18 protein-coding genes are annotated in these 16,474 nt (G+C 42.5%); 6 read left to right on the top strand and 12 right to left on the bottom strand.

All coding sequences use genetic code 11. The annotated features are described in order from the left end of the window. Positions 1 to 82: 82 nt before the first annotated feature. Complete coding sequence (gene trxB, locus PP181_RS12825; protein WP_154918816.1) at positions 83 to 1,066, top strand: thioredoxin-disulfide reductase; 984 nt, start codon at positions 83 to 85, stop codon at positions 1,064 to 1,066. 65 nt (positions 1,067 to 1,131) lie between these two features. Here the strand turns inward: trxB and PP181_RS12820 are convergent, their stop codons facing one another. From PP181_RS12820 to PP181_RS12780, 9 genes are all read right to left on the bottom strand, one after another. After that, positions 1,132 to 1,578 (bottom strand): hypothetical protein, encoded by a 447-nt coding sequence (locus PP181_RS12820; RefSeq protein ID WP_138258519.1) that lies wholly within the window; start codon positions 1,576 to 1,578, stop codon positions 1,132 to 1,134. A gap of 112 nt (positions 1,579 to 1,690) precedes the next feature. Next, positions 1,691 to 2,740 carry a pyridoxal phosphate-dependent aminotransferase family protein gene (locus tag PP181_RS12815; protein ID WP_272637417.1) on the bottom strand — a complete coding sequence of 350 codons (1,050 nt, stop codon included), beginning with the start codon at positions 2,738 to 2,740 and terminating at the stop codon, positions 1,691 to 1,693. A gap of 5 nt (positions 2,741 to 2,745) precedes the next feature. Continuing rightward, a complete protein-coding gene (locus tag PP181_RS12810; RefSeq protein WP_272637416.1) occupies positions 2,746 to 3,756 on the bottom strand; it encodes a dipeptide epimerase in 1,011 nt (336 codons plus the stop codon). Positions 3,757 to 3,885: 129 nt separating this feature from the next. Next, the gene (locus PP181_RS12805; RefSeq protein WP_272637415.1) at positions 3,886 to 4,617 is read right to left on the bottom strand and encodes a head GIN domain-containing protein; all 732 of its coding nucleotides are present in this window, start codon (positions 4,615 to 4,617) and stop codon (positions 3,886 to 3,888) included. Between the two features lie 120 nt (positions 4,618 to 4,737). After that, entirely contained in the window at positions 4,738 to 6,558 is a 1,821-nt protein-coding gene (locus tag PP181_RS12800; RefSeq protein WP_272637414.1) for a PspC domain-containing protein, read from the bottom strand. 2 nt (positions 6,559 to 6,560) lie between these two features. Further along, positions 6,561 to 6,896, bottom strand: a complete 336-nt coding sequence (locus tag PP181_RS12795) for a PadR family transcriptional regulator (RefSeq protein WP_099545205.1) — start codon at positions 6,894 to 6,896, stop codon at positions 6,561 to 6,563. A gap of 16 nt (positions 6,897 to 6,912) precedes the next feature. Beyond that, complete coding sequence (locus PP181_RS12790; protein WP_272637413.1) at positions 6,913 to 7,041, bottom strand: hypothetical protein; 129 nt, start codon at positions 7,039 to 7,041, stop codon at positions 6,913 to 6,915. 50 nt (positions 7,042 to 7,091) lie between these two features. Further along, positions 7,092 to 7,544: a nuclear transport factor 2 family protein gene (locus PP181_RS12785; RefSeq protein WP_272637412.1), complete on the bottom strand. Its 453-nt coding sequence runs from the start codon at positions 7,542 to 7,544 to the stop codon at positions 7,092 to 7,094. Further along, positions 7,544 to 8,026 carry a DUF4870 domain-containing protein gene (locus PP181_RS12780; RefSeq protein ID WP_138258513.1) on the bottom strand — a complete coding sequence of 161 codons (483 nt, stop codon included), beginning with the start codon at positions 8,024 to 8,026 and terminating at the stop codon, positions 7,544 to 7,546. Before PP181_RS12780 ends, PP181_RS12785 begins: the two co-directional genes overlap by 1 nt. 194 nt (positions 8,027 to 8,220) lie before the next feature. On the opposite strand from PP181_RS12780, the gene PP181_RS12775 reads away from it, so the two are divergent. The 3 genes from PP181_RS12775 to PP181_RS12765 all read left to right on the top strand — a co-directional run bounded on the left by PP181_RS12775 (position 8,221) and on the right by PP181_RS12765 (position 10,453). After that, positions 8,221 to 8,676: a DUF4442 domain-containing protein gene (locus tag PP181_RS12775; RefSeq protein WP_272637411.1), complete on the top strand. Its 456-nt coding sequence runs from the start codon at positions 8,221 to 8,223 to the stop codon at positions 8,674 to 8,676. A 185-nt stretch (positions 8,677 to 8,861) separates the two neighbouring features. Then, entirely contained in the window at positions 8,862 to 9,662 is an 801-nt protein-coding gene (locus PP181_RS12770; protein WP_272637410.1) for a TIGR00266 family protein, read from the top strand. Positions 9,663 to 9,799: 137 nt separating this feature from the next. Beyond that, positions 9,800 to 10,453, top strand: a complete 654-nt coding sequence (locus PP181_RS12765) for a DUF2461 domain-containing protein (protein ID WP_272637409.1) — start codon at positions 9,800 to 9,802, stop codon at positions 10,451 to 10,453. A gap of 3 nt (positions 10,454 to 10,456) precedes the next feature. Here the strand turns inward: PP181_RS12765 and PP181_RS12760 are convergent, their stop codons facing one another. Next, a complete protein-coding gene (locus PP181_RS12760; protein WP_272637408.1) occupies positions 10,457 to 12,025 on the bottom strand; it encodes a M81 family metallopeptidase in 1,569 nt (522 codons plus the stop codon). A 114-nt stretch (positions 12,026 to 12,139) separates the two neighbouring features. Between PP181_RS12760 and PP181_RS12755 the strand changes: the two genes are divergently transcribed. After that, positions 12,140 to 13,840 (top strand): GMC oxidoreductase, encoded by a 1,701-nt coding sequence (locus PP181_RS12755; protein WP_272637407.1) that lies wholly within the window; start codon positions 12,140 to 12,142, stop codon positions 13,838 to 13,840. A 4-nt stretch (positions 13,841 to 13,844) separates the two neighbouring features. Further along, positions 13,845 to 14,438, top strand: coding sequence for a gluconate 2-dehydrogenase subunit 3 family protein (locus PP181_RS12750; RefSeq protein ID WP_272637406.1), 594 nt, complete (start codon positions 13,845 to 13,847; stop codon positions 14,436 to 14,438). A 281-nt stretch (positions 14,439 to 14,719) separates the two neighbouring features. Here PP181_RS12750 and PP181_RS12745 read toward each other — a convergent pair whose 3' ends face one another. Further along, positions 14,720 to 15,073 carry a TIGR04076 family protein gene (locus PP181_RS12745; RefSeq protein WP_272637405.1) on the bottom strand — a complete coding sequence of 118 codons (354 nt, stop codon included), beginning with the start codon at positions 15,071 to 15,073 and terminating at the stop codon, positions 14,720 to 14,722. Between the two features lie 2 nt (positions 15,074 to 15,075). Further along, complete coding sequence (locus PP181_RS12740) at positions 15,076 to 16,473, bottom strand: Na+/H+ antiporter NhaC family protein (RefSeq protein WP_272637404.1); 1,398 nt, start codon at positions 16,471 to 16,473, stop codon at positions 15,076 to 15,078. Position 16,474 lies beyond the last annotated feature (1 nt).

The following is a 16,474-nucleotide window of genomic DNA, read 5'->3' as shown; positions in this document are numbered from 1 at the left end:
CCTGTGAAAACTTTTGATAACTTAGGTGTAAGGTTTTTGTCCAAAAACTTACTTTTGTAGAACTAAATGAAAGCGTATTATTATGTCGGATGCAATAGAGCGAGTTAAAACATTAATTATAGGTTCCGGTCCTGCGGGATACACAGCCGCCATCTATGCGGCAAGGGCCGACCTAAAGCCGGTTTTGTATACAGGTATGGAGCCGGGCGGACAACTTACCACGACCACGGAGGTGGACAACTTCCCCGGATATCCAGAAGGAATAGACGGACCTTCCATGATGGTGCAGTTACAGCAGCAGGCGGAGCGTTTTGGAACGGAAGTACGCATTGGGATGGTTACCAAGGCGGAATTCGGAAAAAAAGAGGGCGATATCCACAAAATTACCGTGGACAATGATAAGATAATCGAGGCGGAGACCGTAATAATCTCCACCGGGGCTTCGGCCAAATATCTAAACATTCCAAGTGAACAGAGATTACGCGGCGGCGGAGTTTCCGCCTGTGCCGTTTGTGACGGATTTTTCTATAAGGGACAGGACGTCGCTATTGTGGGTGCAGGGGATACCGCTGCAGAAGAAGCCTCATATTTGGCAAATATCTGTAACAAAGTGACCATGTTGGTGCGTAAGGACTACATGAGGGCTTCAAAGGCCATGCAGCACAGGGTGCAGAGCCTTAAGAACATCGAAATAAAATACAATACGGAAGTGGACGAGGTACTGGGAGACCAAGTGGTGGAAGGACTTAGAATGGTGAACAACCAAACCGGGGAAAAGGAGGAGATTGCCATCACCGGTCTGTTCATTGCCATTGGGCACAAGCCCAACACGGATATTTTCAAGGGTCAATTGGATATGGACGAAACGGGCTATATCATTACCAAGGGCAAATCAACCAAAACCAATGTTCCCGGGGTTTTTGCCTCCGGAGACGCCCAGGATAAGGAATACAGGCAAGCTGTAACGGCTGCTGGTACAGGCTGTATGGCCGCATTGGATGCAGAACGATATCTTGCAACCATTGGTTCTGTAGCTGAGACCGTAGCGGACAACTATAATATTTAGGTAATATAGAATGGTACATAAAAAAAGCGCCTTTTGGCGCTTTTTTTATTTCAAGGTTTTAGTTTTTAGTCGATTCGTTTATAATTTTCGGCATAAATTCTATTGCCGTTATCGTCCAAGGTAATCTGGCTGTAATTGTTTTCGTCCAACACCAGTTCAAACTTAAAGACTTTCACGGTGTCCTGAACCTTCATCATTTCTGCGGAGGCAAACTCCAAACGCTCTTCCAACTCGTCTTCAGTATTGGTATAGGACCCATATCCAAACCATTCTACTGGATCGTCAGGTGAGTAGCGAGTCCACATTACTTTGCCTTTACTGTAGATTTTTACTTGCCGATATCCATTTACGTTTTGTAAGGTGTCCGAAACACCTTGTTCATCATAATTATATCGGTTGATTAGCTCCCAAGTCCCTTCCAGGGAATTTGGTGTTTGCAGTTTTGTGGAGGCAATACTGGTAAGGGTAACCAATATAAACATCAAAAAAACCGACCCAATTAATTTTTTCATGGCCAAATTATTTAATGATTATTAATACCATAAAAGATACAAATAATATTAATAATTTAACAAAATTTATATATAATAATTACAAAATATTCATTAATGTTTTATCTGGATTCTACTGTTTAAATGAATTTAAGGTATTTACAAGCAACTCGATATCTGAAGAGCGGTGCGAGGCAGAAAGCACAATACGGCTCATATTGTCTGAAGCATCATCGGGATAATTGAAGTTGGTAATCACCATCTTTTGCATTTCAAGGAATTCCACCAACTTCGGATTTAGAAAGGTAAATGTTGGGTGCCCATCCATGTACCTAAAATGCTTCAGCGATTCCAACTTCTCCAAAAATCGGGCTAGATTTTCCTGCAGTATTGTTCGTCTTTCATAATAGATGGGCGTTGCTTCCAAAAAGGTGGCCACCGCGGCAGGACTTGCCGGACTTGCCCCGCCATAAAACGAACTGTTTTCCATTTGTAGCAAGTCTTCCTTGTTTCCAAAAATAGCGCCCGCTTGTATCCCAAACCCCTTTCCCAAGGAGCAACATACAAATAATTTTTTAGGGTTCAACGCCTCCAAAGAACGATAGACACCGCTCCCGTTATTTCCAATAATACCAATGCCATGGGAATCGTCCGCCACGATGACTATATCTTTTAAGGGAAGTATTTTCAAACTTTCAAAATTGGGAAAACCACCACCTGAAAAATCAATGGCGTCCATGAAAAGTACCGGTGTTTTGGCGTTGGGTTCATTCAGGTAATTTCGCAGCGCTATGTTCAAGCTGGCATAGGTTACATAGTTCTTGACCTTGTTCCTGAAAAGTGCAGAGTGGGTATTGGGTGCAAAAAAGGGCTTGTAGGATTTATTGTGGATATAATCCGATAAAAACTGTCCCGCCAAATAACCGGATGATTGTGTTATACAAGCTTCACTGCCCACCAAATCTGCAAGATAGTCCTCTGCTAGTGCAAATACCGAGAACCGGACGTTTGATTTTCTGGAAGCACTATAATTGGTGCCGTATTTCCGGATATTTTTGATAAATAGCTCTTGAAAGGGTTCGTAGTCTTGGAGCCCCAAATAGGAAGTCCCGCCAAAGTACAGGTATTTTTCATCCGCTATCGTAATCTGTCTTCCGGGAAATGAATCGATGTACAAGGCCATGAAGCTTATAATAGGGTTATACCGCTACCGGCCAATTCCGGAAAAATGACCTTTCCGTTCTCCTGTATCTCCACGCCCTTGGCAATATCTTCCTTTAAAAGCATTGCTCCGTCCATATCCACGTAATCCAATTGTGGTAATAACTGTGCAATGGCCGAAATACCAACGGAAGATTCCGTCATACATCCTACCATGACTTTTAGTCCCAATTCTTTACCCTTTTTAATCATGCGCAGGGCAGGAGTGAGACCTCCACACTTAGTGAGCTTAATGTTGATTCCATTAAAATGTAAGGCACATTTTTCCACATCGGTTTCCACAATGCAACTTTCATCGGCAATAACGGGTAGGACACTATGATGTGCTACTTTTTCCATACCCTCCCAATCATCGGCCTTTAAGGGCTGTTCCAGAAATTCCACGCCAAGTTCCTTCAGCACCGGGGCATTTGCTATGGTCTCCTTGGCCGTCCAAGCACAATTGGCGTCTATCCTAAAAACGGCATCGGTATGTTTTCGTAGCTCCCGTACGATGGCGACATCGTCCTGTGTTCCCAACTTGATTTTATAGATGGGCCAGGGCATTTCCATCATTTTGGCCACCATATCCTCCACGGGCGCTATACCAATGGTGTAATTGGTAAGTGGGTAACGGTCGTTTTGTGTCCCCCAAAGTTCGTATAAAGGCTTGCCCCTTAATTTTCCATAAAGGTCATGGGCTGCCAGATCCATGGCACAAAGCGCAAAATTGGAAAGGCCCCTTGCCCTTAGAAATCCATGGAAGTCCTCTGGATTTTGAAAATCATATGCCGCCACCTCTTTTCGAACGGCTTCTATTTCGGCCATCATGCTCTCTATGGTAATTTTATAGTACGGATTGCTCGTGGCCTCCCCAAACCCTGTATGTCCGTTTAAGCTAAGAGACACAATCAAGGTATCCTGAAAATCATGGGATTCCCTAGAAATGCTGAAGGTGTGCCGCAGGGCAAGGATGTGTTTTTGAAGCTGTATCTGCATGGGTCAAATCTTTACACGAAGATGCAAAAGACCAATCAGGTTTCCAAGACCAAATTGGGAGAAATACAAAGAAAAACCCACTGATTTTTCAGTGGGTCCGTTGGTTGATTGATTGATGAAAGACAGTTTCTAATACTTATGTACACTTCCGGAAACCGATTTGTTCTTTTTCACCGTTGGGTCGCCTTTATAGGATATATTGCCTCCACTACTGGCATCCGCCGTAAGAAGGTCGGACACGTTCACGCTGATGTTGGAACCGCTGCTGGCTTCGGCACGGCATTCTTCGGAAATCAAGTCCTTCGCCTTAATATTCGCACCGCTGCTGCCGTCTACATACACTTGCTTGGCGTTTCCTGTAATTTCAATATTGGCGCCACTGCTTGCATCTATGTCCATGTGATTGGCGTTCACCTCTATATTCAAAATGGAACCGCTACTGGAATCTACATTGATATGGTCTCCATTAATTAGGTTTTGGGTCGTTAGCTGCGCCCCGCTGGAGCTTTCCAAGGAAGTAATCTCCGGTAGGGAAACAAATACCTTTTTGGTAGCCCTTCCAATGTTCTCAATAGCGTGGATTTTTAATTTTCCGTTGCGGATATCCGTACCGATGAGGTCGATGATATTTTCGTCACCTTCTACTGAAATGCTAAAGTCCGATGCCTGGGTAACATAGACCTGTATACCTTCCGAAGCATGGACCTCATTGAAATCCTCCGTTACTTCCCTGGATTCTTCCACTACTACGCCGTTCCCGGCCTTGCCAGACCCAAAGTCCCCAAAGTTTATGTCGAAGCCACAGGAGCTAAGAAATAGTGCAAGTACGAATGCGATGGTTACTCTAACTAGTGTTGTCATGATTGTTGTTTTTTAGGTTGTTGCTTTTTTGATTGATGTAAAATTGATGTTTTGTATTCTTTTTAGTAAATGATTGCTACCGATCTGTCGTTTTCTCTTTCTGAACTGTAATCTTTGAAATTAATTCTTGGAAATGGTCTTTCGCATCGTAGTATCACCGTCCTGTGCCTGTATCTCTATCTTGCTTTCATTTGCATCGATGTTGATATCCACTTTTTCTTCGTCGTTGTCCTTCGCATTGATACGGACCCCGTTTTCATCGATTTTCATTTTAAACGATTCCCCATCGGTATCATTGATGTTGATATCGATGCCATCTTCATTGATACGCACCCTGTTGTTGGAGCCTTCGTCAAATTCCATATCGGCGGGGCAATCAAGGCAACGTAGTTCGTTATCGTTTTCCATTTGCCAGGTATAGCCGTCCAAGTCGTTCGTATCTCGATCGGTATCGGCACGCATGACCCAACTGCGACCTTCCCCGCGATTATAGGTAAGAACGGTTCCCACGGGAACAAAAAGATTTACCCGTACTTCTTGGTCATTGAACTTACTGTCTCCCGGTATTTGCAGGTAGTTGTCCAAAACTAGGCTATTGCCGGACACGCTGTAATCATAATCGATGGCTTCCGCAGTTTCCTTGGCCTTTGCAAATGAGGGGCCGTTGGCTTCCCGCCGCACCTCGATCCTAAAAATGGTATCGGTAGATTTACGAATCCTGAACCGAACGTTTTCGGATACCAAAATCCGCTCTCCATTGTCATCGTGGGTGATAATCATATTTCCCATATGCATTTTACGGTCCCGGTCATAGTCGAACGTGGCCAGGCGTATGTCCAAGGTGTCCAGGGTATTTTCAAAATAGATTTCCCGTTCTGAGGTATCGCTACCGGAATAGGCATGCGATGCCGCTTCCCTAACACCAAAGATTATCAATACGATGATGGAGATCAGCCAAAGACCCAAGAGACTGAATTTGGCAATGTTCCCGATGGATTTCAGGTTTTTGACCAAAATCTTCAACCCTAAATACAGCAGGAAAAAGAACGGGATTCCAATGGCGAAAAAGGCCAATAGGGATACCAACCAGATGGGCATATTGCTGGAGTTGACCACATTGTAGAAGTCTATGCCCGGTACGTTCACCATGTCCATTACCCCCACGGAAATCAATCCTACGAACAGCCCTATCAAGGTAGAAGCCCCTATGATAATCAATAAGATTCCTATGAATTTTCCAAAAATCTTGAATAGGAACATAATAATGTCCCCAAGGGTATCAAAGAATGTTTTGCCTCCTTTTTTGACGGTATTGCCCACTTTTTCGTAGTCAACACTTTTTACACGATCCGCAACGTCCTCAAAACCCTCCTTTACTTTTCGCTCAATATTGCTGATATTCACAGCTTCACCCCGCATATCCAGTTTTTGTGCCGTGGTAGTCGCTTCTGGTATCAATATCCATAGAAGTCCATAGAGTAGGATAAAGCCTCCGCCGGAACCTATGGTCAAAAAGACCCAAAGGATTCGTATCCATAACGGATCTATTCCCAAGTAATGAGCCAGACCCGAGGATAACCCTGCTACATATTTTTGTTCGGTATCACGGTACAGCTTTTTTACACGTGGGGCCGGACCCGTAGTTTTGGACTTTGGTTCGTCCTCAAAAATGTCCTCGTCCACCACATAATCTTCGGGCTGACCCATAATGGCGATTACCTCGTCCACCTGCTTTTGGGTGATTACCTGTCTTTCGTTCTCCAATTTTTCGTAGAAAAGTTCTGCGATCCTGGCCTCTATATCGGCTAAAATTTCATCGCTTCCCGGCGTATTGGCAAAGGAGCGTTTTACACTCTCCAAATACCTACGCATTTTGTTGTACGCATCCTCGTCTATATGGAATAGCGTATTCGCTAGATTTATATTTACTGTCTTGTTCATTGTTAGCTGTTTTTTGTGTTGGTTACCAGATTGGTGGCTTTTCTCAATTCATCCCAGGTGGTGTCCAGTTCCTTTAGGAAAAGTTTACCGGTCTCCGTTAGGGTATAATATTTTCTTGGTGGTCCGGATGTGGATTCTTCCCAACGATAGTTTAGTAGCCCGGCATTTTTTAACCTTGTCAATAGCGGGTAAATGGTACCTTCCACCACCAGCATTTTGGCATCTTTTAGCGTATCCAGGATTTCCGAGGCGTACTTGTCTTGTCCGTTTAAAATGGACAGGATGCAGTACTCCAGGACTCCCTTACGCATCTGCGCTTTTGTATTTTCTACATTCATATTGTCTTTTTCTTTTTTATGCGGCCACTTTCCAAGTGGAGATTGCTCTGTCCGCGTTGTTGTGGTCTGCATGGGTTAACGGTTCGTTTTTTTCCCGATAGCTATCGGGAGATGAATAAACATCCTTGATTGATTTTTGATTCATTTTTGATTGATTCATAAACTCCAATGGGTGTGATGAGTACCCTGATTATTTTAATGTAAACTTATTACTCTGTGCATTAGCCAATGGTCGTCCGTATTTTTCCAAATGGCTATAAACTTCAATGGTTTTGATTCTGCGTCCGGTTCTTCTTTATTAAAAAAAGTGTGCATTCCTATCTGAACTGCCCCAAAATCGTTTATGGCATGGACCTCTACACTATCCTCGACCAGGGTTCTGGTTACCTTCCCACAAATATTGTTTTCAATACTTTTTAAAATTGCTTTTTTGTCCGTTGCCAAACCGCCTTTATCATGATAGAATTCCAAGTCTTCGTCAAAAATGGCCGTCTGTGTTTCCATATCACATGTATTATAAGCGGTGAAGTAGGTGTTGTCCAATTCCAGAATGGTTCTGTACAGTTCAGAATCCTTTGAAACCTGCCCAAATGCCATGCTTGTAAAAAAAGCAACGATGCTATATATGATTATTTTCAAAAGGTTCATTATTTTATGAATTTAATAGTTATGGGATACTGAAAAGTTTGTCCCTCATTGGTTCTGATGGTTGCCAATATGGTATAGACAATATTCACTACGAATAATGCGCCCTGTAATAGTCCTGTAATTCCAACAGGTACCAACCAAGTACCAAACCTAAAATCGTCACTATCCAAGTGAAAGTTAAGATTGTTCCATTTGTTCAAATGCCCGAAACCAAAAAAATCGAAATCGAAGATGTTTGGAAAAAAGCCTATGAAAAAGGGAATACTAATAATTCCCAAAACAATGGAATAGAGTAGGAGACTAATCTGAAAATTCAAGGCCTGTTTTCCATTATGGTCCACAAAGTCATATTCCTTTTTGTTGGCTGTCCATAATATCAATGGCACAATAAAATTCCCAAAAGGGATAAAGAATTTGGAAAACGTACTCGCATGTATCAATGCGGAGAGGTTTCTTTCGTGTTTTGATAGTGATTCGGTCATGGTTCGTTCTTTAATTTGATGCTATTTTATGTTACTAGGTTTTATAAGAATATATTGATTGCATAATAACTTACAATGCAAATATATAGTTAAAAGATGGTACTATGCAACACATAGTACTTAAAATTAACTTTTTATTAACATTTTAGGATATTGATTTTTATCGATATTTTTAGAAAATAAACAGAACAACAATGGCCGTAAACATCCGTAAATTCAATACCTTCACCTTTTTTAAGTTACCTTCTGCCTGGTGGTGTGGTGTACGTTTAAAATATTTGGACCAGCAGAAGGCCGTAGTAACGGTTAAGCATAGATGGTTCAATCAAAATCCCTTTAATTCCATGTTTTGGGCAGTGCAGGGTATGGCCGCAGAACTCTCCACAGGGGCCATGATGATCGATCAGATTAATGCCACGGGCAAAAAAATTTCCATGCTAGTGGCCAACAACAACGCCAATTTCTCAAAAAAGGCCACTGGAAAAATCACATTTACATGTGAGGATGGGATACTCATCAAAGAAGCTTTGGAGAAAACGATTGCTACGGGAGAAGGACAAACGGTCTGGATGAAATCGGTTGGTGTGAATACCGATGGGGTAGTGGTGAGTACTTTTAATTTTGAGTGGACGGTAAAGTTGAAGCAATAGAATTAAAGCTTCTTGTTTTATAATCCATGTCGTTAGTTGAAAAATTTCCACAAAACTATTTTAATAATGTTCTGATAGAATTCAATATAGAATCTTCTGTAACAAATTTTTCAAATTAACAACCAATAACTATCAAGAAAAAACAAAGATTCCCGACTTCACGGGAAAGAAAAAAATTACAAACTATGAACGCACACGAAATAGATTACGAGATTTTTGGGGAAGAAATGCAATATGTGGAGATAGAGCTAGATCCGCAAGAGGCCGTCGTAGCCGAAGCCGGTAGCTTTATGATGATGGACACCGATATTAAGATGAATACCATTTTTGGGGACGGTAGCAACCAGGATAATAGCGTATTGGGTAAAATATTTTCGGCAGGTAAGCGCATGCTAACGGGTGAAAGCCTTTTTATGACCGCCTTCCTAAATATAGGTCAAGGTAAAAAGAAGGTGAGCTTTGCCTCTCCCTATCCCGGTAAAATTGTGCCCATCGACTTATCTGAACTGGGCGGCAGGTTCATTTGTCAAAAAGATGCCTTTTTATGTGCAGCTAAAGGCGTCTCTGTCGGAATTGAATTCTCAAAACGATTGGGCCGCGGGCTCTTTGGGGGTGAAGGTTTCATTATGCAAAAATTGGAGGGCGACGGTATGACCTTCGTACATGCAGGGGGGACCTTGGCCAAAAAGACGTTGGGTCCCGGTGAGGTTTTAAAAGTCGATACCGGTTGTATCGTTGGGTTTACCAAGGATGTGGATTATGATATTGAGTTTATTGGGGGAATACGAAATACGGTTTTCGGAGGTGAGGGACTTTTCTTTGCCAAGCTAAGAGGCCCCGGGACCGTTTACATTCAATCTTTACCATTTAGTCGCTTGGCCGGTCGTGTTTGGGCTGCTGCACCTAAGGGAGGCGGAAAGGATAAGGGAGAAGGAAGTATTCTAGGTGGCCTAGGCGATTTGCTGGACGGTGATAATAGGTTTTAAAACACAAATACAAGTTCAAACGCAAGAATCAAGTTCAAGTTTAGAGTTTGGAGTTAAAAGATTTAAGTTGTTAGTTTTGAGCCAAAAACTAAGGGCTAAAGTCAAAAGCCCAAAGCTATAAACCAACAACGAAACAAGTGGATTTCAAAAACTTAATTACTTTTCTCCAAGAACTAAACAAAAACAACAATAAGGAATGGATGGATGCCAATAGAAAGTGGTATCACCAAGTTCGGAATGAATTTGTTGGATGGCTTGATGAACTGAACGATAATCTTCTACGGCAGTATGATGATTATTATGATACGCCAGGTAAAAAGGGAATCAACCGTATCAATAATAATTTACTATATCATCCAAAACGGTCCATTTATAAGGACCATTTTGGAGCAGGTTTGGACAAAAAACCCAATACGGGCGATTTTTATATCGAAATCGGAATGGAGGAATCCATGTTCGCCGGGGGTCTCTGGCGACCAGATTCCAAAAGATTGGCCAGTGTTCGCGATGCCATTGATTATAATGGAGAGGAACTAAAAGTCATTCTCCAAAAACCATCCTTTAAAAGGAAATTCGGTGGTCTGGTTGAGGATGTAAAACTCACAAGGCCTCCCAAAGGTTTTTCTGAGGACCATCCCCATATCGATTTGCTCAAACACAAAACCTTTGCCGTGATGGCAAAATTTGATAATACCTTGCTGTTTCAAGATAATTTCAACGAAAAGGTTTTCGGTGTCTATAAGGAAATGCTTCCCTTTCGAACATATCTTAACAAGGCCATTACCGTTTAAATGCTATTCGTTGGAGGCCGGAATTAATCTTGCGCTTAAGTCGGGCGTTTCCATATCGGCATCCAATGGAAACATGGGACGCTTGATATTTTTATAACCTAAACGCTCCAAATCTTGGTCCACGCCTCCAGGTGTCAAGGCCATAATCCAATCACCCCGCATATCATATAGTTCAGGAACCAGATAACCTATTTTTACTACGATAATGTCCGTTTCCATGGGGTTTAGGCCCAAATTTGTGAAATCACTTTTATGGTGATAGGGTTTTCTTTTTTTAGTAACTATTACATGTACGCTTCCTACCTTAACCACAACTTCCACTTCGGCATCTCGGTCTCCCTCTTTTATTGCTTCGATTGTTCCGGTGATTTCCAGAGGTGGGGCAAATCGGTCATCCACGTCCGCTCCGGCGGTTGCACTTATTTTTCCGCCAACGCCTACTTCCAGAGCTTTTTCCACCAATTCTGGCCCAGGAATAGAGGCATAGATAAGGGAAGGACCATTTTCGGATTTAAACTCGGGCCGATTTAAAATCTGTTGCAAGGTCCATGTTACATCGCCTGCGCCACCGGCCGTGGGATTATCGCCCATGTCACTGATCATGAAAGGTTTTTTATCACTCTTAAGCGCCAACGCCAAACTTTCTTCCAGCGTACCGACAGGGGCTACAAATTCAAAATCATTACGTACCTCCCAAAAGGCATTTGCCAATTTTTCGGCTCCTTGGGTCACCTTTTCCTTATCATCTCCCGTTACCATCACTACGGCATGATTCCTAGGTTCATCTGCCCAAGCATATCCTATCCAAATAGCGGCGTCTATGACACCGTCCTGATCAGCTACTTCAGGAACTTTGGCATATAGACTTTTACCGGGTTCGATGCGGGTGCTTGTTTTTTCCCCTGGCAGCAAAATTGGAACGGGTACCCATGCTTTATAGGCTGGTTTTCCTTTACCATTTTCCAAGCGTTCCAAAAGGAGACGTATGGAACGCTCTTTAGATTCCAAAGCATCTTCATGCGGGGCCATTCTATAGCAAGTGATAAGGTCACTCTGTTTGGCCAAAGTTTCCGAAACGTTACCATGTAAATCCATGGAGGTTGAAACCAAAACATCTGGGCCAACTACCTCTCGGATACGTGTAATTAAATCACCCTCAGCATCCTCCAGACCAACGACGCTCATGGCCCCGTGAATATCGAACCAAATACCGTCATAAGGACCATTTTCTTTTAGCATTTTCAAGGTTTTATCAACCATGGATTCGTAGGCTTCCCTGGTTACAATACCTCCAGGAATAGATTTACCAAGAAGCGTTGGTACCCAATCGGCCCGTTGGCGAATATCGCTATCTGCATCAAAAAAAGAATAACGCCCGAAAATGGAATCTCCGATTCTAGCATGAAAAGCGGCTTCCTCGGTTTGTGCCGGGGAAAATGTACTGGATTCAATACCGATACCGGCAATGGCGATTTTTGGCAGCTCTTTTTGTTCTGTTATCTTTTCGGATTGGTTTTTGCACCCTATAAAGCTAAAAAGGGAAAGGACAAATAAGAGGACAATTTTTTTCATAAGGGTATCTTAAGTTTCGTTAAAAATACTACTAATTTTTGTTTGATGGACGGGCATTCTCTTGTCATATCCTCGAATAACCCTATCTTTATTGGGTTAATTTTATAATTTTTTATGGCCAATTTTAATATAGATGCAAAAAAGGACATGACCTATGACGCCATTGTCGTAGGGTCTGGAATCAGTGGTGGATGGGCAGCAAAGGAACTTTGTGAAAAAGGGCTTAAAACCCTGGTTCTTGAACGAGGCCCCATAGTGGAGCATGTAGTGGATTACCCTACTATGAATTGGGATCCTTGGGACATGGAATACCGCGGAGGTCTCACTCCCGAAGAAAAAAAGAAGCATTACAAGAACATCCGCTCAGGATGGGTGGGCAAGGATACCGAACATTTTTGGGCGGATGATGAAGCCAATCCGTACACGGAAGAAAAACCATTCTTATGGTTGAGGGGTCACCAAATGGGAGGTAAATCACTTCTATGGGGAAAACAGACGTATCGTTGGAGCGATTTGGACTTTGAGGCTAATGCAAAAGATGGTCACGGTGTAGACTGGCCTATACGATATAAGGATATTGAACCATGGTACACTTACGTGGAGAAATTTGCGGGAATTAGTGGGGAAGCCTTAGGATTACCACAATTGCCCGATAGTCATTTCCTTCCTCCCATGGAACTGAACTGTGTGGAAAAACATGTTAAGGAACGAATCGAGAAGAATTTTGAAGGTAGAAACATGATTATTGGTAGGGTTGCCCATTTGACCCAGCCTCATAATGGAAGGGGACAGTGCCAAAACCGTAATCGATGTAGTAGGGGGTGTCCTTACGGAGCCTACTTTAGTAGTAATGCGGTAACCTTACCAGCGGCGAATGCCACGGGAAATTTGACCATTAGGCCATATTCCATTGTGCAAGAGGTTATTTATGATGACGCCAAAGGGAAGGCCACGGGAGTTCGTATCATTGACGCGGAAACGAATGAGGTTATCGACTATTCTTCGAAGATTATCTTTGTTAATGCCTCGGCATTAAGTACGGCACATATACTTATGAATTCTACCTCAAAGCGTTTTGAGAACGGTTTGGGCAATGACAGTGGTGAATTGGGCCATAACTTAATGGATCATACCTACAGGGTTGGTGCTATAGGTAAGGTTGAAGGTTTTGAGGATAAATACTACAAGGGAAGAAGGCCAAATGGTATCTATATCCCTAGATATGTAAATATTGATGAAAAATCCAAATCGGATAAGTTTGTACGTGGATTTGGTTTCCAAGGTAGTGGTTATCGAGGTGGAAATCCGGCGAATATAGAATCCTTTGGGGCCGACTTTAAGGACAGTATCTTGAAGCCGGGCGATTGGGAGTTCTTTATCACCGGTTTTGCGGAATGTTTACCGTACCATGACAACAAAATCAGTCTTAATAAAGATGTGTTGGATAAATGGGGACAACCCACCTTGACCATAGATGCCGAGTTTAAGGAAAATGAAAAGGCCTTGAACAAGCAGATTCAAGAGGACGCTGTTGAAATGTTGGAAACAGCCGGACTCAAAGATGTGATGGGCTTTGATAAGGAACATCCACCGGGATATGGGGTACATGAAATGGGAACGGCCAGAATGGGTAGGGACCCAAAAACATCTGTACTAAATGGATTTAACCAAGTACATGCGGCCAAAAACGTCTTTGTAACGGATGGCGCGTGTATGACTTCCTCGTCTTGTGTTAATCCATCATTGACTTACATGGCGTTAACTGCCAGAGCTGCGGATCATGCCGTATCCGAATTGAAAAAATTTAATATCTAAAATCATGGATAGAAGAAAAGCACTTAAGAAAGCGGGCCTATTGGCAGGGGCAACGATTGCGATGCCATCCCTTTTTTCCCTTTTACAATCTTGTAAAAATGAAACAAGGCTGGATTGGCAACCTGAGTTCTTTACCGAGGACGAAGCCAAGACCATTTCCGCTTTAATAGATACTATTTTACCAACTACCGATACCCCTGGTGGATTGGATGTAAAGGCCGATATGTTCATAGACAAAGTTGTTGCCCAAACATATGATGGCGAAGGACAACAAAATATGCGCAATGCGATTGCCGAGTTTAATGCTTCCTGTAAGGAAAAATATGGAGCTATTTTTCCGGAACTAAGTGATGCCGACAAAACGGCCGTACTGAAAGAGGCAGAAGCGAGCTCTCCAAAATTCAATCCCGGTGTTTGGGGAACCACGGTAGGGGACCAACAACCTGTAGGATTTTACAGATCAATGAAATCCATGGCTATTTGGGCTTATTTTACATCCGAGGAAATGGGAGAAAATGTATTGAGCTATGACCCCATTCCTGGAACTTACGAACCTTGTAAGCCACTTTCCGAAGTAGGTAATCGTTGGAGTCTGTAAAAGGAAACTCGTACCGGTTGTTTAGTAATTTGTAGAAATATAGCCTGTTCAACTACAGGTATCAATACTCGTTTCTTCTAAAAAAATCCACCTCACTTATTAGGGTTATGCCCTTAAAGTGGGGTGTTGTTTTTCGGCCTTAACTAAGAATTTGGAATTTACCAAAAATGAATCTCTTTACAAGCTACCATTTTGGTTTTTGGAACTTGGTGCTTGGGATTTCTGAATATTGAAATCCTGAAATGCTTTTATCTTTTTCCTTAAACTATCGGTTTACATTTTTATTTTTCCCATTTAACAGGGCTAACGTCATCGTGGTTTAGAACTCTCAGGCTATCACGATCTATTCGCATGACCAGTTTGCACTCAGGGTCTGGGCAGACGACTCGGGCATCGGTTTCCATCCAGTCTGCCGGATGGTTTTTTCGCTGTTTTGTGGGTAAGAGAGGTATGGTGGATTGTAGGGCATACAAACAAAAATCGGCCTTATCCGGCATGGACAGTTTTCCACCTTTTAGGTGAAATTTATCGCCAACTTTCATATTACAGGTGCAGTTACCGACAATGTTCTCAACGACCACAGTTAAATCGTAAAGTTCAAATTGATCATCTCTCAGTTCACTTTCTGTTTTCATTTTTAATCTTTTCTTTCATTAAATTTTCCCCAGCCAAAAATTAGGGTTATAACTGCCATGAGCAATAAGCCCCAAGACATAAAGTTGAACAAACCTACCTCTAACGGACTCACTTGCGGGATATCATATTCTTGGCCGGTTTTGGTCATATTCGCCATTAATATTACAGGAATAAAATAGGGTATCAAAAACGGGAATATACAGGCGATCAAGCTTAAGAGATTGGCGCGTCTAATTTTAGATACCCCTAATCGTTCGCCTGTTTTTTTTGTAAAGTCGGCGACCATTAAAATAGCGACAATGCTATGGGTAGTCAATAACACGGCCATACTCATGACCGTAACGATCCAACCTTCGGCATGCTTTTCGGTTTTCGCTTTGGCAGCGGCAAAATCCACCAAACGGTTCATAAGTCCACTGGCCTTTAACGTTGCTACCAGGCCCATTAAGAGTATGGTAAAAAAACTGAGTCCAACGGCCCTGTTGATACCATCGATAACAAAACTTTTGGTGGTGAAATTTTCGATATCCAGGGCAATGACCTTATCGAATGGCAAAAGTCTAAATACTAGACTTAAAACTGTTCCAAAAAGTAATCCAAATAAAAGTCCGTGTAAAAGATGTTTTCCTTTCAGGAAAAGATAGATTATGAATGCAGGCACCAATAACATAGGGAGTCCTTTCGGATTGCCCAACCCACCTATATCAGCAATGCTTGAACCTACGTTGTTGTAGGCCATCACACCATAGGAGACCAAAGCAAACAATGCTGCAGGAAAAACATATTTCAATCGGCTTTTTATGGTAGGGCCGATTTTGGCATCTTGACTTAGGGCGCTGGCAATGGTCGTGTCTGAAATAGGAGCGATAAAATCCCCAAAGGTGGCTCCGCCAATAATGGCCCCTGCCAAGGAGGGTAGATGTGCCCCTAAAACACCTCCAGTAGGGTAGAGTAGTGGACTACAAATCAATATGGTAGCGAAACTTGAACCCGTAGACAAGGAAACGATACAACAAATGATGAACGTAGAAATGATAAAACCTGGGCCTGAAAGTTTTACCTGATCGGTAAGCCAAATCAAGGCTTCCACAAAACCCGTAAGTGTCATAAGCACTCCTATGATGGATGCCAAGATCCAAGCGGTGATCATGATCATCACTATTTTTTGGGACATTCCAGCAATGACGACTTCGGAAAATGCGGTTCGGTCCTTACAAAGCAAAAGACCTAAACCCAAGGCCAATATTAAAATGGGCCAAAATCCACGCTCGTCCGGAGCACCTGAGAGGGCAATGCCAATAACTCCGGAAACAAAAACAAAAAAGGGCAACAAGGTCCCTAAGGTGCCACCATAGAATTCAATTTTTGGAAGGGCTTCCTGTGTTTCGTCAAGTTTCAAA

The sequence above is a fragment of the Maribacter sp. PR66 genome, assembly GCF_028464205.1.
Lineage (GTDB): Bacteria > Bacteroidota > Bacteroidia > Flavobacteriales > Flavobacteriaceae > Maribacter > Maribacter flavus.
Note: the sequence above shows the minus strand (reverse complement) of the source record. Positions and strands in the feature narration are given on the sequence as shown.